19 protein-coding genes are annotated in these 17,952 nt (G+C 57.9%); 12 read left to right on the top strand and 7 right to left on the bottom strand.

The features are described from left to right. The first annotated feature begins 472 nt into the window (after positions 1–472). Entirely contained in the window at positions 473–1,177 is a 705-nt protein-coding gene (locus tag AB8A23_RS20085) for a hypothetical protein (RefSeq protein WP_439058430.1), read from the top strand. Beyond that, on the top strand, positions 1,174–1,626 hold the full coding sequence (locus AB8A23_RS20080) for a DnaA N-terminal domain-containing protein (RefSeq protein WP_439058431.1): 453 nt from the start codon (positions 1,174–1,176) through the stop codon (positions 1,624–1,626). Before AB8A23_RS20085 ends, AB8A23_RS20080 begins: the two co-directional genes overlap by 4 nt. 312 nt (positions 1,627–1,938) lie before the next feature. On the opposite strand, the gene AB8A23_RS20075 is transcribed toward AB8A23_RS20080, so the two are convergent. Continuing rightward, entirely contained in the window at positions 1,939–2,118 is a 180-nt protein-coding gene (locus tag AB8A23_RS20075) for an RlpA-like double-psi beta-barrel domain-containing protein (RefSeq protein WP_439058432.1), read from the bottom strand. Between AB8A23_RS20075 and AB8A23_RS20070 the strand changes: the two genes are divergently transcribed. Both AB8A23_RS20070 and AB8A23_RS20065 read left to right on the top strand, forming a co-directional pair. Continuing rightward, positions 2,077–2,676, top strand: coding sequence for a hypothetical protein (locus AB8A23_RS20070; RefSeq protein WP_439061210.1), 600 nt, complete (start codon positions 2,077–2,079; stop codon positions 2,674–2,676). The genes AB8A23_RS20075 and AB8A23_RS20070 overlap by 42 nt on opposite strands. A 213-nt stretch (positions 2,677–2,889) precedes the next feature. Beyond that, positions 2,890–3,300, top strand: a complete 411-nt coding sequence (locus tag AB8A23_RS20065; RefSeq protein ID WP_439058434.1) for a response regulator — start codon at positions 2,890–2,892, stop codon at positions 3,298–3,300. 9 nt (positions 3,301–3,309) lie between these two features. Here AB8A23_RS20065 and AB8A23_RS20060 read toward each other — a convergent pair whose 3' ends face one another. After that, the gene (locus AB8A23_RS20060; protein ID WP_439058435.1) at positions 3,310–5,232 is read right to left on the bottom strand and encodes an HWE histidine kinase domain-containing protein; all 1,923 of its coding nucleotides are present in this window, start codon (positions 5,230–5,232) and stop codon (positions 3,310–3,312) included. A gap of 376 nt (positions 5,233–5,608) precedes the next feature. Further along, positions 5,609–6,940 carry a TAXI family TRAP transporter solute-binding subunit gene (locus AB8A23_RS20055; protein ID WP_439058436.1) on the bottom strand — a complete coding sequence of 444 codons (1,332 nt, stop codon included), beginning with the start codon at positions 6,938–6,940 and terminating at the stop codon, positions 5,609–5,611. 215 nt (positions 6,941–7,155) lie between these two features. On the opposite strand from AB8A23_RS20055, the gene AB8A23_RS20050 reads away from it, so the two are divergent. Then, complete coding sequence (locus AB8A23_RS20050) at positions 7,156–7,467, top strand: HdeA/HdeB family chaperone (protein WP_439058437.1); 312 nt, start codon at positions 7,156–7,158, stop codon at positions 7,465–7,467. Positions 7,468–7,612: 145 nt separating this feature from the next. Here the strand turns inward: AB8A23_RS20050 and AB8A23_RS20045 are convergent, their stop codons facing one another. From AB8A23_RS20045 to AB8A23_RS20035, 3 genes are all read right to left on the bottom strand, one after another. Then, positions 7,613–7,876: a hypothetical protein gene (locus AB8A23_RS20045; protein WP_439058438.1), complete on the bottom strand. Its 264-nt coding sequence runs from the start codon at positions 7,874–7,876 to the stop codon at positions 7,613–7,615. Between the two features lie 73 nt (positions 7,877–7,949). Beyond that, positions 7,950–8,633 (bottom strand): hypothetical protein, encoded by a 684-nt coding sequence (locus AB8A23_RS20040; RefSeq protein WP_439058439.1) that lies wholly within the window; start codon positions 8,631–8,633, stop codon positions 7,950–7,952. Positions 8,634–8,681: 48 nt separating this feature from the next. Next, positions 8,682–8,855, bottom strand: a complete 174-nt coding sequence (locus tag AB8A23_RS20035) for a hypothetical protein (RefSeq protein WP_170849664.1) — start codon at positions 8,853–8,855, stop codon at positions 8,682–8,684. Positions 8,856–9,150: 295 nt separating this feature from the next. Between AB8A23_RS20035 and pflB the strand changes: the two genes are divergently transcribed. The 4 genes from pflB to AB8A23_RS20015 are packed head-to-tail and all read left to right on the top strand — an operon-like array spanning position 9,151 to position 14,803. Next, entirely contained in the window at positions 9,151–11,421 is a 2,271-nt protein-coding gene (gene pflB / locus AB8A23_RS20030; protein WP_439058440.1) for a formate C-acetyltransferase, read from the top strand. Between the two features lie 12 nt (positions 11,422–11,433). Beyond that, positions 11,434–12,261 carry a pyruvate formate-lyase-activating protein gene (pflA, locus tag AB8A23_RS20025; protein ID WP_093758490.1) on the top strand — a complete coding sequence of 276 codons (828 nt, stop codon included), beginning with the start codon at positions 11,434–11,436 and terminating at the stop codon, positions 12,259–12,261. Positions 12,262–12,297: 36 nt separating this feature from the next. Further along, positions 12,298–13,902, top strand: coding sequence for an aspartate:alanine exchanger family transporter (locus tag AB8A23_RS20020; protein ID WP_439058441.1), 1,605 nt, complete (start codon positions 12,298–12,300; stop codon positions 13,900–13,902). A 31-nt stretch (positions 13,903–13,933) separates the two neighbouring features. Beyond that, positions 13,934–14,803, top strand: coding sequence for a formate/nitrite transporter family protein (locus tag AB8A23_RS20015; RefSeq protein ID WP_439058442.1), 870 nt, complete (start codon positions 13,934–13,936; stop codon positions 14,801–14,803). 514 nt (positions 14,804–15,317) lie between these two features. Here the strand turns inward: AB8A23_RS20015 and AB8A23_RS20010 are convergent. Continuing rightward, positions 15,318–15,731, bottom strand: a complete 414-nt coding sequence (locus tag AB8A23_RS20010; RefSeq protein WP_439061181.1) for a hypothetical protein — start codon at positions 15,729–15,731, stop codon at positions 15,318–15,320. Between AB8A23_RS20010 and AB8A23_RS20005 the strand changes: the two genes are divergently transcribed. The 3 genes from AB8A23_RS20005 to AB8A23_RS19995 all read left to right on the top strand — a co-directional run bounded on the left by AB8A23_RS20005 (position 15,709) and on the right by AB8A23_RS19995 (position 17,829). Next, a complete protein-coding gene (locus tag AB8A23_RS20005; RefSeq protein ID WP_439058444.1) occupies positions 15,709–15,909 on the top strand; it encodes a hypothetical protein in 201 nt (66 codons plus the stop codon). The genes AB8A23_RS20010 and AB8A23_RS20005 overlap by 23 nt on opposite strands. Before the next feature lie 374 nt (positions 15,910–16,283). Then, entirely contained in the window at positions 16,284–16,547 is a 264-nt protein-coding gene (locus AB8A23_RS20000; protein ID WP_120289550.1) for a hypothetical protein, read from the top strand. 421 nt (positions 16,548–16,968) lie between these two features. After that, the gene (locus AB8A23_RS19995; protein ID WP_439058445.1) at positions 16,969–17,829 is read left to right on the top strand and encodes a DUF4344 domain-containing metallopeptidase; all 861 of its coding nucleotides are present in this window, start codon (positions 16,969–16,971) and stop codon (positions 17,827–17,829) included. Positions 17,830–17,952: the final 123 nt, after the last annotated feature.

Genomic DNA, 17,952 nt, shown 5'->3' with positions numbered 1-17,952 from the left:
AGGCCATGAGACGCGCGAAGCGCGCCGTGAATTCTCCTGCAGAATGCAACTTCATTGTGAAGCGTGCTGGTCCCGCATGTCGTTCAGCTGCTGCTATCAACAGCGTTGACACGAAGGACGGACTCAGTATTTTCATCCACGCATTCTCGCGCGAGACGCCTTTTCCAACTGGAAGAGAGTCAGGTTGAGCTGGAAGACGTGCCGACCGGTACGAAGGACAGGTCAACGTGGATCAGATAAAGATCCAGGCGCAACGCCAAGGCTCCATGAGCTTGGCGAAACAAAATGCATTTCGCTCAAGCCCGGCTCATCGCCGGGCTTTCGCGTTTCTAGAGCATGGTGTGTGGGCTCTGTTCCACGCTTCTCGGTCATTCCTGCGTGGACGTCGCGGCCCCTTATTACGAGCGCCGCCTCTGGATGCGTCACGCAACGGCCGGAAATCCCAAAAACTGCTCAATCGGAACGAGCGTCGATGACTATAATCAGAAGAAAGCACAGTTCCCGCTACGCGTCGTTTCCAAATTCGATCTGGGAAGACGGCAGGATCGGCGTCGATGAAAAAGGCGTCCTGGGATATCTGCTGTCACGACCTCCGAATTGGAGTGTGCATCTGTCGCAGGTCGGACGGGTCATGGGTGTTGGCAAGGATCGCATGCAGCGAATCTTTCGCACCCTGATTGCTGCCGGTTACGTTACCCGCGAAACGATCCGCAATGAAAATGGTGCGTTCGTCGCCCTCGAATATGTGATCCGTGACGAGCCCGCCCCCGTGACGGACGTCGATGATGTCGCAGGCGATGTTGTAACAGACGCTGTGGCATTTCTACCGCAGCCTGAATACCCGGCTCCGGCTGACCCGGCGCCGGCTAGCGCGGCTGCATATAAAGAAATGAAGAAACCAAACACTGACTTTACTAAACCTTCTTCTTCTACCGAGAGCTCTACTGCCGCGCGCGCGCGACCCCCTTCCACGCCACCGCCTGTTCGATCCGAGGCGCTGCAATCGCAAATTGCTGGTCGGCTGGGTCGCGGGGACGTGGCCCTTGGCTGGGAATTGCTCGGCGAACTTGCTCCCGGCCGGCTAGACCAGCTCACCGCCCAGCAGCGATCCGGCAGCCTGACCGAAGAAAGCCTGGCAAGGGTTCGACTCGAACTGATGAGCCGGAGGGCAGCATGACAGGTGGCATTTCAATGGATCGCCTGTCTCGCTTGGCAGACACGCTTCGAAAGGTCGATGATGCTGATGCGAGGCTGTTGGCCAGGTTGATCGAGGCGTTTGTGCACGTCATCGACGACGCCCCGCGGACTTCCAAGACGGGGCAGTCCGTAGTCGCCGCACAAGCTGCTCGCCCCGACCCTTTCAGGCGGTGGGACACGGATCCGCTGCTGGCCGCCGTTGTGAGGCGTCTACGGAGGCGGCTTGGCGATGACAAATGCGGCGCCTGGATCGCGAAGCTGAGCTTCGTTGGCGAAACGGCGGATGTCGTCACGCTGGCTGCACCGACCAACTTCGTCGCTGACTACGTCAATGCTCAGTTCGGTCTGACGCTCCTCGAGGCGTGGCAAGCTGAGAAGCCAACCGTGATGCGGGTGAAGGTTCGTGCTGCCCCACCTGATCCGCAATGACCGACGTGCGCTGCCGAAGTATGCAATTGGCGGAACATGAGCGCTAGCGCATCAGCGAATTATACGGCTCGACGGCCCTTCGGATGTCGAACGCCACATCGCACCACGGGACAGGACCAGCCAGTATATTGCGCAGACGCGCCCCCCCCCGGCGTAGGGACCGTATGCCCTGTTTTTCGTGTTACACGGGGTCGCAGCCCCTAGCATTTTGTCAGTAGATCACCTCGCAAGCGGTACACGCGTGCACGCATTTACACGTGTGTTTCCACGTATGACTCTGGCCGAGCCTCCCCGTGACCTCCCGCAGGACGGTCACCTTGGCGATGCCGTCAGCCGATTTGCGCTGGCGGCGGCTCGAGACAGATAAATGCAGCGCCCCTTGATAAACTGCCCCCGGTCCGTGATCCGGGCTCGGGCCGATCGCCCGCTTCTCTTGTTCGTGACCGTGACGTGTCTCGGAAGCGCCTGGTGCGGTGCGCGGCCGCCACCCATGCAGGCGCATTCACGAACAATAGCTGGAACGTCGGGCTCCAGGCTGACATATACCGCCAGAACGGCGGCCTGATCCCGACGATTACGATACAGGAGACTTTAACGCGCTCCGTGCCCGACGCTTCGCTGGCGACGACATCTTTCAACAACGTCATCGAAGCGGATTACGCTCTGAACGATGACGAGACGTGTGGAATGCTGGCCGCCCTTCAATACACAAAGGTGGCAGCCGGTGCTGTCTTGGCCACCGTCAATGCAAATCTGATCGGCTACATCGGCGGCTACTACCGGTGGGACAACAATTGGAAGCTCACCGGTCGCGTCGGGGTTCAGTCTTTCGGAGGCGCACGGCTCCTCAATTTTAATCCAATTGGATCGTTCACTCAGCCACTACTTCGTATAGACCTAGACCAGTTAGATGACAGTGATAACCATTTGTTCGGCGCCTCGTTACTGGTCTCCTGGGTGCCGAAGCCTTCTTATCAATTGACCTTCAGAACACCGTTATACATTGTGAGGAACTTGACACTGAATAGCGTTCCTTCCACGAGGCTCTGAACTCGGAAATCTGCTGGTGAACAGTTGAAACTGGCGGGGATTTGCCACTTTACGATTGCAGCGACAAGGTTGTGGGCCTCAGAAAGGGCTTCGTCGGCATAGGCTTTCCCGCTTCCGGAACAAGCACGGATTTGAGCGTTAGCGTTCCGATAATCGCTGGCGTGGCAGCAATGAAGACAGGTCACAACAGATACCATTGCGCAGGGATTCAACATGGCGCTGATCGGTCACCAACCCATTGCAAGCGGACCGTCGGAACTGAAAGGCACACATATCCTATTGGTTGAAGACTCTTGGCAACTCGGCAATGCTATGAAACGACTGCTTCGCTTATTGGGAGCGGATGTATCCGGTCCAGCTGCTACCATAGCCGACGCCGAGCGCCTGATTGCCGAAGATGCTCCCGATGTAGGCATCATCGATATCAATCTCCGAGACGGCGAGCGGTCTAACGACTTGATTGATCGCCTGCACGAACTTTGTATTCCCGTTCTCGTCGTCACAGGTTACTCGTCCGTCTCTCTACCTCCCGGCAAGGCCGAGGCCATTCTGACGAAACCCGTAAGAGCGGAAACACTTCTCGCGATGTTGCGCCCTATCCTTAACAGACAGAAGGAACGATGAGAGGTCCTTTCACGTGGCATCGGCTATGCCTGTTTTGAGTGGTATCTCGATTGTACAGGATATACCCTCAGACGAAAATGCAAGGTTGACCGTACCACCGAGCTCATGCGGGATGAGACTGCAAATGAGGCTTGTTCCGTATCCTTCCTGAGGCGGAGCCTCTACCGGTGGACCCCCTGTCTCGCGCCACACGATGTTCAAAACTTTCGCGGCGCCTCCATTGCTGCGGGAGCCCCAGCTTACGGACACCCTGCCTTCCGGGATCGACAGTGCGCCATATTTGGATGCATTCGTCACAAGCTCGTGCAACACCATCCCCAGCGCCTCAACTGCCACGGCGTTGAGCGCGATATCGGGTCCGCAAGTCGTCGTGTTTGCTTTCGTCGCATAGGGCGCCAACTGGAGGCGGACAATATCCGCGACGCGAACTCGCTCCCACTTATTCTGGCTTAACAACTCATGGGCAATTGCCATGCTTTGAATGCGCTGATCGAGGGATTGGACAAATTCGTCCATCGTACTGCTGCCCTGTCTCGTGCACATGGCGACCGCCCCGACCCGCGCAAGCACATTTTTGACGCGGTGATCAAGCTCTGCCACCAGCAACCGTTGATGCTCCTCAGCTCGCTTGCGTTCCGTTATATCGCGGGTCAGGCCCCTGATGCATATGCATTCCCCGGCTTGGTCGAACTCGGCCGTTGCCGTTTCTTCAAGCCACATTTCCCGACCGTCGGGGTGCATCACTCGAAAGGTGATTGCATACGAAGTTTTGTCCGGCCGGACATTTTTCACCTGCGACTTGAAGCGAGCGCGGTCATCAGGGTGAACCAGCGCAAAAAAGCGAATTGTTGTTAACGGAACTAGTGTGTCGCAGCCAAGTACGTTCGCAGCATTTTCACTATGTCGCGACAAGCCGGTGCGAGCGTCCCATTCGAAGGCCATTACCGCACCGGCCTCCAACGCCTCTTCCAACCGGGCCGCAACCTCGCTAACCGCTGCCTCGTGCTCACGCCGCTCTGCGAACAGAGAGGCAAGAACCAGCGCGCAGAGCGACGTTGTCAGGATGGCGGCTTGCGCGCCCACGACGCGTTCGTCTATCGGCAGATAAGGGGTGCCGAAATACCCAATGTCAAAGGCTATAGTCCACACGATTGTCAGCGCAAAGATGAATGCTGCTGCCGCGGCGAACATCGGTTGGCAACGGGCCGTCAGCAGCAGCAATAGCGGGAACAGCAGCGCGATGGGAACCACATGCGTCCATGATCCGTGCGGCGGAAAGACAACAAGGGCGCCCAGCACAGTTATTGCCAAGAGCAGTAATGATCCTTCCACAGCCTCGTTTGCCGACGGCGGGTTGCGCACGGCCGCGCCAGTTCCGATCAGCAAAGGCGCAAAGGTTACGATGCCAAGCGCGGCTGACGCGAACCAGTGCTCCCAAATGGTCAAGATCGGTGCTGTCGAACCCTGGAATAATTTGAACCCCAAGATCCCGCCGATCCCCGAGATAGCGCTCGCGAAAACCGCTGCCGCGAGCAATTCGAGGACATGTCGCAACCGGTCGAGAGCGAAACCCGGACCAAATCTGTGCTCAATAAGGCCAGCGGCAAGCAATGCCTCACCGGCATTGCACAGAGCAAAGATGACAGAGCCTGCCAAGGTTCTGTCTCCCGACATATTGGCTGCAATCGTTGCCGCGGCCGTCCCGATCGCAACTGGCAATTTGGCACGGGGACCAAGCGCTATCAGGGCTCCGGTGGCAACACCGGAAGCCGGCCAGAACACGGCCACGCCATCAGGCTTTGTCAGCAGAGTAAGACCGAGCCGCGCCGCTAGAAAAAACGCGAAGCCAACCGCCACGGTCACGCCAATCGCGGTGACCCATTGCCGGGTCGGATCAACTGCCCCTAGCCGCCCCACGCCATTGCCAGTCAAGAGTGCCTCCGCCCTGGAATGATCCCTGCCCCAACATCAAAGCATGGGAGGCAATCCCCAGCTAGAGCGGCAGTTACAAATACGTTGCGACATTCGTTCTGGATCATTCTCGACCGGGCCGAGGGCAGTTACGGCGCTGCCCGAGACGTTCCCGAATTCTGAAACCGGAGCCACGAAATCCCACGGGGTCTGGCTGAGGTGATGCCAGCAACACCCCGCATTGTCCTGTTCTTGAAACGATGGAAGTCGACTACCTTTCGCCCTACTAGCAATTTTGCCCGATTGCGTTCGGTCGACCGAAGCTACGAGCGGTACGCCGCACACGGCAGGCAACCTCGAGAGCGGCGTGCGCTCGGGCAACGCGCGAGGAATTGCATTAGGCCTGTTCTCCAGACGCGCCAGTTCGCTGCGCCCCAACCAACAGCTTGCGATCATGGATCAGGTTTTCCAGCCGATGGGCTGCCACGTTTAGCGCAACAACATCGCGGGCCTCCTCATCGCTCGACGCGCGCTTTAATTGTTGCGTCTGAAGCACTCCGTCGATCTCACGCTCGATTTCGTCGAGTTCAGCCTCGTCGCTGCTGCCACGGATACGCCGTCCGAGTGCATAGAGTACATCCAGCGCCTCCTCTTGGGTCAGCGGCGGCTTCGCCCACAGGAACTTCCAGGATGCAGCGAACACTGACGCAAGCGCGCCCACGATCATCGGCACCAAAAAGATTATGTTGCCCCATTTGTCCAGAAAACTCACCTGCGTGCCGTTGTAGAATTCCGCCGCCCCCGGGTGCGCCGGCAGATAGGCGGACGCGTCTGTATCGGCCGCCGAGACCTGAGCCAAGATCGGCAATTCGGCCAATAAGTCGCGCCGCGCTTTCATCACGGATTCCGTGAGGTCCGCCACGAGGTCGCTGCTCAACGTCTTTTGGGCAACCAGATAGAATGAGGTCCGCAGCGTAGTGACGTCCTCCGCCGGATTGGGCGGAGAGCCTCGCAACGTACCTTTTGGGATGTCGAAGGACTCATACGCCCGCTCCTTTTGGGCAATAGCCGGAGCCGATTCGATCGGAATCAGTGTTGGGCCGGATTTCCCGGCCTGCGGAAACAGACCGCGCAGAAGCGACAGATACTTTTCCGCAAGTGGCATCACGATCAGTATCGCGCGCACTTCCTTGGAGTCGATCATGCGTCGCGTGTCAGCCAGCCCAATATTCTTGAAGACGACCCCAGATCGCGTGAGGTCATACTCGTCGATCAAGACTTTTACGAGCCGCTGATTGATATCGCCGCCGACTACGCCGACGTTGGCGCGCTTCAGGCTTGCAATATCAGTAATAGGAGAGCCCGGTGGAGCGACCAGCAGAGCCACCGTATGCGTCACAACGGCGACCGCTTGCGCCTGCGAGAGGTCGCCAACGTCACCCCTGACCACGGCAAGATCCACCGTGCCGGAAGAAAATGCATCGGCCGCTTCGGCAGCGCCCGCTGCCTCAACGATGTTGAGCCGCACCGGCGCCTTCTGCTGCGCCAGCCTGCTAGCCAATGCAGCGACCAACCTGCTCGCCTCGCCATCCAGTGACCCCGCCGCGATGGAGAGGGTTGTAGGCCGGGCATGCCAGTGCCAGGCAAATAGTCCGGCGCTCGTCATCAGAACGACAGCGCCTGCGACCAAAGTGACCCGCAGCCAGATGGGTAGCTTGATCGCGTCCATGCTGCGTGCCTCGCACAAAAACTCCTCCACTGCGGCTTTGGGACCGTAAAAAGAGGAGCTGTCAGCCTACTGCCAGGAAATGACCGACGCTAATGGACCCCTGACCCGGCCGCTCATTGATTCAGATCAAGTCCGGGTAGCCGCAACCAGCGGAATCTGCCCGCCGAGGCATAGCGCGGCCGCTTGGTTGCGTATGAAACGATGCAGAGGGCAGCATGCATAAATTACTGGTTGCGACCACGGTCATATCATCATTGGTTGCGCCGGCCGCTGCAGAGGACAAGATGGTCGTCGACATGAGCAAGTCGAGCTGCAGTGAATTGACTAAGCTCGGCTTCCAGGATTTCTCCGGCGCCATGTGGCTGAGCGGCTACTACAACGCGAGCGTTCGCAATAACACCATCGACCTCTATCAATTCGCGCAAGCCACTAAGGTGGTGAAAGACTATTGTTCGATAAACCCACGCGCAACGGTGGTGTCCGGCGTTGAACGGGCGCTCGGCATCAAGATGCCACGACCGCGGTAGAGAGTATCGCTGCTAACACCAAAGTACGGACAAGAAGTGAGCATCGAGTGACCGCTTTAGGCACGTCGTGATTTCGTGGAGCTCATCTATTCATCGCCGGTACTGGCTGTCGAGTAAGACGATAGCGATATCGTGGCGGCACGATCTATTTCGGAAGGCATTCCACATTAAACGCAATGATGATCTGCGCAGGGTCGGCCTTACCGACACTCTTCAGGTCTTCAAGCCCGCTTTTCAACTTGGCTCCCGCCTCCTTTAAGCTGCCTTCAAGCATCAGCTTGGCCTTCTCGCATCGTTGCTCGTTGGAGAACTCCTGAAACACGACAGTTGGAAGAAGTCTCCATTCCGATCTGTCGCTTGTCACCGCAGGGCTAACTGAGTAGGAAAAGACGTACATCAGTATCCACATCGACATGCTCCATCTATGATGCGATAGCGATGACGGCCTTGCGTCTGTGCTACCATCAATAAACCAATACGCCTTAATTTTGCGGCGGCAGCGCCTCCGAACTAGGAACGGGCCGCCTGTCGTACAGGACGGACGCGCTGACGACCAAGACCCACAGTGGGAAAACGAGCAAGCTTCCATCAAAGTAATTACTTCCAAGCAAAAGAACAGCTGCGATGAAATATCCGCCGACCGCGAGCCAACGCGGCGTCAAACGGGTATAGATAGCAATAGTCGATGTCGTGATCATGAAGACGGCCGCCGTCTTCGCCAAATAGATGTTGACCATCCCGTAGGCCAGGCCGCGCCCGAAGTGAAACGTCGCAGAGTGAATGAGCAACTCGGGTGCCGCGTGGAAGGCAATGATGATCGCACCAACAACCGCGGCCGCGGCGAAGAGCATAGCCAACATCAAAAATCCGCTTCCTAAGAAGACCGTAGCAAAAAAGCGATCTTCCCGTGCCCCAAGTCGATCGCGAAGAACTCCCACGAACCATAGAAAAGCTATCCCGGCGAATGGCACTAGGTTCATGGCAAGCGTGACATAAGCAGTGTCCCCCGCAAGCCAAGCTCCCCGTTCGAAAGGATCGGAGGGGACTGAGAGCCGCATGAGCCCAAACACCGCAAACAGCAGGACCGAGAATATGATCCCGGCAAACGCCGCGGCCTTTGGCGTTCTCAGATAGGCGTCCGTTAAAGGCGGCTCGCTCGGAATCACAGCGAAGCTCCCGAGAAGGAAGAGATCAAGGTCTTTGTCTCGCAGGCACTAGTCGCGCTTGGGCGGCTGCTGACCTAGCCGCAGACGCTGCGCTCTCATTCGTTTTATTTCTTCATTCAGGGCATCGCTCTTTTCGTCGCGTACTGCGCTATCCGATTTTGCATCGTTCTCACGCAGTTTACTCAACGCTTTCTCTACGGAGAGTTTGGGTGTTTCAGCCATTCGGAACCCTCTTTCAATTCACACAATGCCAAGAGCCGTTTCTCCCCTACAAGTTCGCAGCACATATCAGGCGGTCCCGCCGCATCGCTGCAAGACCAGCGCCCTTAAACTGAGTGACCGCTCGGGCGGGTAAGACCACGGAGAGGTAAGAACTCTGTGGACACAACTGCGCTTGGGTCAGCGTTGGCTTGATCTAGATCAAGCATCAGTAGCCCGGCTGGACCAACATCCGAAACACTTGCTCGCGCAAAATCACCCCATCGGCACAGCGACCGAGGAAGCACCGGAGGAAACCATGAAAGCAAGTGTTGCTCTCAGGAAGGAAGCTGACACCAAAGATTGCTGGAAGGGGTTCCGGCCAGGAGACTGGCAGACTTCGATCAATGTGCGCGATTTTATTGTCCGGAACGTTACGCCTTATACCGGTAGCGAGAATTTCCTGGCAGCTCCATCGCAGCGCACAAAGGCGGTATGGGCGAAACTGCAGCCTTACTTTTCGGATGAGAGAAAGAAGGGCGTGCTTGCGGTAGATGCGGCCTCTCCTTCCACTATGCTGGCACACAAAGCTGGCTATATCGATCGCGACAACGAAGTCATTGTCGGCCTGCAGACGGATCAGCCCTTCAAGCGAGCGATCTTCCCCTTCGGCGGCCTGAGGATGGTTGAGAACGGTTTGCAAGCTGCCGGCTTCGAACCTGACGCGCGCGTGCACGAAGCATTCACGAAGTATCGTAAGTCGCACAATGATGGCGTGTTCGACGCCTATACGCCCGAGATCATGAACTGTCGGAGATCCGGGATCGTTACCGGTCTGCCCGACTCTTACGGGCGCGGCCGGATTATCGGTGATTATCGCCGTTTGGCTCTTTACGGGATCGACCGTCTCCTTGAGGTCAAGCAGGCAGAACGCGCCCAGATCGACGACATGTGGCCAACCGACGAAATCATTCGGATGCGCGAAGAACTCTCGGAGCAGATGCGTGCGCTCGGCGATCTGGCTGCAATGGCGAAGCTCTACGGGAGCGACGTATCCAAGCCAGCAGCGAATGCACATGAAGCATTCCAGTGGACGTATTTCGCCTATCTTGGCGCGATCAAGGAGGCAAACGGCGCTGCGATGTCGATCGGCCGTATATCGAGCTTCCTCGATATCTTCATCGAGCGCGACCTGAAGGCCGGCATTCTGGACGAAACCGGGGCCCAGGAGCTTTGGGACCAGCTTGTCCAGAAACTCCGTATCGTCCGCTTCCTCCGTACCCCTGACTATGATGCGTTGTTCAGCGGCGACCCCTACTGGGCGACCGAATGCGTTGGCGGCATGGATTTGGACGGGCGGGCTCTGGTGACCCGAAGCAGCTACCGGATGCTGCACACGCTCTACAATCTCGGTCCGGCGCCCGAGCCGAATATTACGGTGCTCTGGTCGACCAAGATGCCCGCCCCCTTCAAGCGATACTGCGTGAGAGTCAGCAAGGACACCTCCTCACTTCAGTACGAGAATGACGATTTGATGCGACCTTTCTGGGGCGACGATTACGGCATTGCCTGCTGTGTTTCGGCAATGCGCCTCGGAAAGCAGATGCAGTTCTTTGGAGCGCGGGTCAATCTGGCGAAAGCACTGCTCTATGCCATCAACGGCGGCCGAGACGAAGTATCTGGCGAGCAGGTCGCGCCTCAGTCGCAGCCCGTTGCGGGCGACTTCCTCGACTACGACGATGTGATGGGCAAGTTCGATACGACGATGGAGTGGCTCGCCAAGATTTACGTCCACGCCATGAACTGCATCCACTATATGCACGACAAGTACTTCTATGAGCGTCTGGAGATGGCGCTTCACGACCGCGACATCCTGCGGACGATGGCGTTCGGCATAGCAGGCCTCTCGGTGGTTGCCGATAGTCTCAGCGCTATGAAGTACGGAAAAGTACGCGTCGTGCGAGACGCGACGGGACTTGTGGTTGACTACCAGAACGAGGGTAACAAGTCGACGCCGCAGTTCGGAAACAACGACGACCGGGTTGATCAGATCGCCTCTAGCCTCGTCACGCGTTTCATGGAGAAGATCCGTAAGCATCCGACCTACCGGAACGCGACACACACCCAGAGCGTGCTCACAATTACGTCCAACGTCGTCTACGGCAAGGCCACCGGAAATACCCCGGACGGACGGCGGAAAGGAGAGCCGTTCGGACCTGGTGCGAACCCAATGCATGGACGCGATAGCCACGGTTGGCTCGCGTCCTGCCTCTCGGTCGCAAAGCTACCCTACAAGGATGCGCAGGACGGCATCAGCTACACAGTTTCGGTCGCTCCCCAGAAGGCTCATCTGTCGGAAGACCAACTCGTGGATGAAGCGGTCAAGGCGTTCGACGTCTATTTCGATCGAGGCGGGTTTCATATGAACCTGAACGTCATCGACAAGGAGGTCCTCGAGGACGCGATGAAGAACCCGGACAAGTATCCGCAACTCACGATCCGGGTCTCGGGTTACGCTGTGAATTTTGTCCGACTGACGCCAGAGCAGCAACGCGACGTGATCAGCCGCACCTTCCACGGCCAGATCTGAGCGAGGTGCACCATGTCAACGGTGCAGACACTGGAGCCGGGAAGTCGTCATGACCTCCGGGTCGGGATTTCACCCGACGCGCCCGATGAGGACAAATTCAAGGATCAGGAAGGCACGTTCGGATACTGCCATTCCTATGAGACGTCCTCTCGCTACGACGGGCCCGGCTTGCGCACCGTGCTGTTCGTCTCGGGCTGCCTTCTGCGATGCACCTATTGTCACAATCCAGACACTTGGCACCTTAAGGACGGCACCTACGTCTCGGCCGCCCACGTGCTCCGCCGCCTTGCTGATTTCGCGCCCTCCCTTCGGGCACTTGGCGGCGGACTAACCATCTCAGGTGGCGAGCCGATGGTACAGCGCGCGTTTACCCAGCAAATATTTGCCGGTGCCAAGAAGATGGGCCTGCACACGGCTGTGCAGACCTCCGGCTTCCTCGGCGATCACGCGGACGATACCTATCTGTCCGAGATCGACCTCGTTCTTCTCGACATCAAGAGTTCGGATCCCGAAACATATCGTCGAACTACCGGCCGCGACATCGCGCCAACGCTTCGTTTTGCCGAGCGCTTGGCGTCGATGTCGAAGCCGGTCTGGGTTCGCTTCACCCTCGTTCCCGGCGAGAATGACGATCCGGCGAATGTCGATGGCATCGCGCGATTTGTCGCGCCGATGAAGAATGTCGAATGGGTGGAAGTGCAACCTTTCCACCAGATGGGCGCGTTCAAGTGGAAAGCGATGGGTCTCGAATACAAACTTGCTGACACGCTACCGCCCAGTCCGGATCTGGTGAACCGGGTGCTCGGACAGTTCCGTGCTGCGGGATGTCAAGCACGCTGATCAAACAATTGTTCAGCAGATTTGGGAGTAAGACACATGATGGATTTTGCGCGCGACATCATCGGCAGCCAGCCAATCTTGACGGCTTTTCTGGCTATTGGATTAGGCTACCTCGTCGGCCAGATCAGCATCGCCGGATTTTCCATGGGCGTCGGAGCCGTTCTTTTTGTCGGCCTCGGGATCGGGGCCTTTGCGCCAAAAGCCCAGATCATTGGTCCGATCGGACTGACCGGTCTAATCATGTTCCTCTACGGGATCGGCATCCTCTACGGCCGTCAATTTTTCGAAGGCATGAGCGGAGTTGGGCAGAAATACAATCTGCTCGCCCTCGTTGCGTGCCTCACCGGCTTGGCCGTAGCGCTCGGGCTGGGGCAAATATTCAACATCAAAATTGGTCATACCCTTGGGCTTTATGCGGGATCGATGACAAGCACGGCATCACTACAGGCCGCGCTCGACGTCATGAAGAACAAGGACCCGTCGATCGGATATTCAATCGCATATCCGTTTGGCGTCATCGGTCCAATTCTCTGCATCTATTTCATGACCAGGCTCGTTAAGCCCAAGTTCCCGCCCAAGGCCCAGCATTTTCATATGGGCGAAATCACTATCGGCGAGAACTTTTCCGGTGTCACGCTTGGAGACCTCGCCACTGACTCTCTCGCCGAGCTGCAGATCACGATGGTCCGCCAGAACGGCCGCAACGTCGTTCCGACCGACGGCACCATTCTGAATGCGGGAGACGCCCTGCTCGTCGTCGCCGATCGCAAAGAGGAAATCGCACTGGCGGCTGAACGTCTTGGCCGACTCGAACCGGGCCGGCTCGCGAGCGACCGCGCCGACCTCGATTACATCCGGGTCTTCGTTGGCAAGGCCAGCACGGTCGGCGTACCGCTTTCGAAGCTGCCGATGCCGCCCGGCGTGCCAGCGCACATCTTGCACGTGCGGCGCTACGATGCTGACCTCGTTCCATCTCCCGACCTCATGCTGGAGTTTGGCGACCGCGTCGGAGTGCTGACGCCGCCGGACAAGAAAGAAGACATCCGCAAACATTTTGGTGACTCCATCAAGGCGACTGCTGACTTCAGCTATGTTTCGCTCGGTCTCGGCATGGTGATGGGCGTCCTTCTCGGTCTGATCCCTATTCCGATTCCGGGCGTGGGTACTGTGACGCTCGGCATCGGCGGCGGCCCGCTAATCGTTGCGCTCGTTCTCGGCAAGCTCCGCCGCACCGGACCGATGCTTTGGACCATGCCTCTGCCAGCGAACATCGTTCTTCGGAACTTCGGTCTCGCGATTTTTCTCGCAACTGTTGGGGTGAATTCCGGACAGCCCTTCGTCCGCACCGTAGCGGAATCGGGATTCACAATGCTGTTCATCGGCGTTGCCATACTTCTGACGACAGTGTTCATCGTCCTCGTTGTCGGCCACTACATTCTGAAGATCCCATACGATGACCTGGTCGGCGTGGCATCCGGCGCAACTGGAAACCCTGCCATCCTGGTCTATTCAACGAAAATGGCGCCGACCGAACGCCCAGACATCGGCTACGCCATGATCTTCCCATCGATGACACTTTTGAAAGTGATCGCGGCGCAGATCGTCGGGCTTTTGACGATAGGCAGTACAGGCGGGCAATAGCGCCAGTGACGACGATCGAGGAGAAGCAGGAATGCCCGATCGGACCCCCGCGCCGCAACCGGCTATCTTCAATCTGCAGGCTTACAGCCCGGCAGAAATCAAGGAAGCTGTAGAAAAGGTCGGTATAAAGAAGGCAGCGCTACCGTTCCTGGCCTCCTTCATGCTGGCGGTCATCGCGGGCGGTAGCGTCGGCTTCGGCGCCCTTTACTACACGATCATTGCCAGCGACGCAGATCTCAGCTTCGCCACTGTGCGCGTCGTCGGCGGGTTAGTGTTCTCCCTCGGACTTGCGCTTGTTCTAGTTGGAGGCGCCGAGTTGTTCACGGGCAACAACCTGATCGTGATGGCGTGGGCGAGCGGAAAGGTATCTACGGCGGCGATGCTCCGCAACTGGGCCATCGTCTATCTCGGAAATTTCCTCGGATCACTTGGACTGGTTGTACTGGTCTTTCTCTCTCATCACCCGGACATGAATGATGGCCGCATCGGCCTTTCGATACTGAATACGGCCGCCGGAAAAATTCGCCCCGATATGATGACACTGTTCTTCAAAGGCATCCTTTGCAACGTGCTCGTTTGCGCGGCGGTGTGGCTTGCTTATGCTGGCCGGTCAGTTACCGACAAGATCGTTGCAGTCATCCTGCCGGTGTCTGCTTTCATAGCAGCCGGGTTCGAACACTGCGTTGCCAATATGTATTTCCTCCCCCTGGCGTGGCTGCTAGTCCAGACCGGTCACGCGCCAGCGAATTTCGACACTTCATCCATCACAATGTCCGCGATATTCCACAATCTGTTGCCGGTAACGCTCGGCAACATCATAGGCGGCGCCGGCTTTGTCGGTGTCGCCTACTGGGCAATCTATCGTGCGGCGTTCGGCGCATCGGACCGAGATCAGAAATAACAGGCGCAATCTCCACGCTCGAATCGGCTTACCAACATGTCGCCACAGCCCAACCATCGGCAATCCTATCGGACGACCGCTTCGGACGCGATACGGAGCGGCCTGTTGAGCCGAACGCTTGCCCCAGCGACCGCAATTGTGACCGCAATGCTCCTCGCGGCCTTGGCCGCCGTCGGCAGCGTAGATGCAGCGACGCGAGCCAAGCCCAACCAGATCCGATACAAGTATGTTGCGCCAACGGACCCGTCGCACCAGGCGATCTACGATCAGATCGAGCAAGGCCGATCCCTCGAGCTCCTGCAGCAATTGCTGAGCCCTCTCCGCCTGCCCCACCCGCTCACACTCAAAGTCGCGAGTTGCGACGGCGTTCCCAACGCCTGGTACGAAGATGAGGTCGTCACATTATGCTACAAACTGCTGGCAGAGATTTTGAAGAATGCGACGACGCGCGATCTCTCTGCTGCTGGGGTCTCCAAAGCCGACACAATTCTTGTCACGGCGTCGGCACGGCAGTTCAATACCTCCTTAGCATGCCGTGTTCCACGCTTATGTCGCCGTAATCGGCGCACGCCACTTTAGGCGTTCTCCTCAAGGCCGCGAGCACTCGATTGGTCGTTTTTCCAGCCGCCTCTGATACTTCAGGACGGAATTTACTTCGGTCGTAATCCTTGGCATCGTGGGCCTTTATAGCAGCGTCATAAGCTTCGATCATTGCCATCGCCGCATCAGCGCTCCCGAGAAGCTTGGCCCCTTGTTGGACGCCGCCGACGCCATTGGCCTCGTAGCCGGTGCACCGTTGTTCGAGCACCGCGGCTGCGGTAGCAAGTTGGTCTAGGAACGTCGATTCGGCGTCCGTCAGCGTCTGCATCTGCATCTGCACCGTCACGATTATCGGGAGCAGTGCGATGGTCGCCAAAGTGATTTTCATCGTCTCGGTCCTCCCTACGGCGGTCGAAAGATTCAGCTACTGCTCGACGCCAGCATCCGCAAACCCATTAGCACCGAAGTATGAATTATCCATCGACGTCAATAGCGCCAAGCAACTCGGTCTGAGCGTGCCGTCGGCGCTTCGCGCAGAAGCACCGAAGTCATGGAAAAATCAGTGACCGCTTTCCATGTCTGCTGTACATGTCATTTTGCTTGGCTGCTGGATCAGTCGCCATGGCAGCGTATTATCCTTGCATTAAAACCACGGCCTTTCTCAAGCCAGATATCGTCAACAGTTGCGGTCGCACAGTCCCAACTCAGTCCCCTCCACAGAACCTGCGGACCCATGACGATGAATCGCGTTCCCGACTCTCAGCAGTAGCGCCACAGCGCGTCATCTTTGGCAACGGTGCCGCCGGTCGGGTCGGAGACAAAACCTTTGATCTAGGTCAACGTCTGCGAGCTTCAAGCATTCACGCTATAGTAACGCGCCCCACAGGCGTCTCCACCAGTCACCCTTCGGTGACGCAAGCGTGAAAGAGGGAGTGCGGCCATGCACCCGAGGAAAAGTCCATCAATCAAGTCGGCGACTATTGCCGGTATTATTGCGAGCGCCCTGTTGGGGTCTGCAGGCCTCACTCTCAATCCGGCGCCAGCCAACGCGGTCGTTTATTGCCAATACGTCAGCTATCCTTCAGGTTGTGTTGCCCGCGCGGGCGTCGCGCTTAGGGCACGTCCGGTGGCGCGCGCTGCGGTTCGTCATAACGCCGGTGGCAACATGAATGGTGGCGTCAATCGCGTCGGGGTGAGACGGTAGACGTCGGTATGCCGCGGCTGCCCGGCTCGTTGTCGCCATTCTCATAATTGCGGTCGCGGAGCTTCCAGGCCACCGCGATCTGCATGCCAGCACGCCCTGGCACCCGGCGCGGGCCGGCAAGTAAAGCGCTTGCGGCTGCCGCTTGCTCGCGGGCGCACTTCTAACAACTGAGATGATAGCTCAAATTCAACGCGCCATTCTTGAAAATCAAATCTCTGTTGCCCAAACCCTGCGGATAGTCCTGTACTCGCAAGCCGTAAGTCGATGCAAGGCTGGCGAACGTCTCCGCCCGCATCAAGCGAACGAGAGAGCTGCTCGAAGAGCGAAGAGACCCCTTAAAAGCAGGTCGAACATGTCGCCACAGGTCGACCATCTGCAATCCCATCGGACGACCGTTTCGGATGTAGTACGGAGCGGCTTGTTGAGCCGATCGCTTGCCGCAGTGACCGCAATACTCCTCGGCGCCATGGCCGCCATCGGCAGCGTAGATGCTGCGCCGCGAGCCAAGCCTGACCAGATCCGATACAAGTATATTCGGCCAACAGATCCGTCGCACCAAGCGATCTACGATCAGATCAAGCAAGGCCGAGCCCTTGAACTCCTGCAGCAATTGCTGAGCCCTCTCCGCCTTCCCCATCCGCTCACACTCAAAGTCGCGAGTTGCGACGGCGTTCCCGATGCCTGGTACGGAGATGAGGTCGTCACGTTGTGCTACGAACTGCTGGCAGAGATTCTGAAGAATGCGACGACGCGCGATCTCCCTGCTGGGGTCTCCAAAGCCGACACAATTCTCGGTCCAGCGCTCGACGTTTTCCTGCACGAGACCGGACATGCTGTTTTCGACATGCTGCAAATCCCTGTCATCGGCCGGGAGGAGGATGCGGCCGATCAGTTCTCCGCTTACGTCATGCTCCGGCTCAGCAAAGCCGAGGCCCGCAGAATGATCCTCGGCGCAGCCTATCTTCGCGCAAAGGAGCTTCCGGAAGCGGAGCCCCTGTCCTCTCGCGATAAGTTCTCGGACGAGCATTCGATGCCGGCCCAGCGAGCTTTCAATGTTTTGTGTATCGCTTACGGCGCGGACAAGAAGCTGTTTGCCGATATCGTCGCGAACGACATCTTGCCTAAGCAGCGAGCCGAAACCTGCGAGATCGACTACGACGATCTCACATTCGCTATGACGGCCTTGATCGGTCCGCATATCGACAAGACTTCAGCCAGGAAATTTCATGAGGTTTGGACGAGAACCGTCAGCGCCCGCCGTACGCGTCTGAATCGCCAGTAGGATAGATTTTATCCTCGTCCCGCTGTAGTCGGTCATCCCGGCGAATCGGCGTTCACCGTCTCCCAAGAAGCGATCGTCGAAAACCACTACCCCGAGCTTCTTTCTCGCAACCGAAACTTCCCG

Origin of the sequence: Tardiphaga sp. 619_E2_N8_4 (assembly GCF_051810905.1) — a bacterium.
Lineage (GTDB): Bacteria > Pseudomonadota > Alphaproteobacteria > Rhizobiales > Xanthobacteraceae > Tardiphaga > Tardiphaga robiniae.
This window is presented reverse-complemented; position numbering and strand designations above follow the sequence as displayed.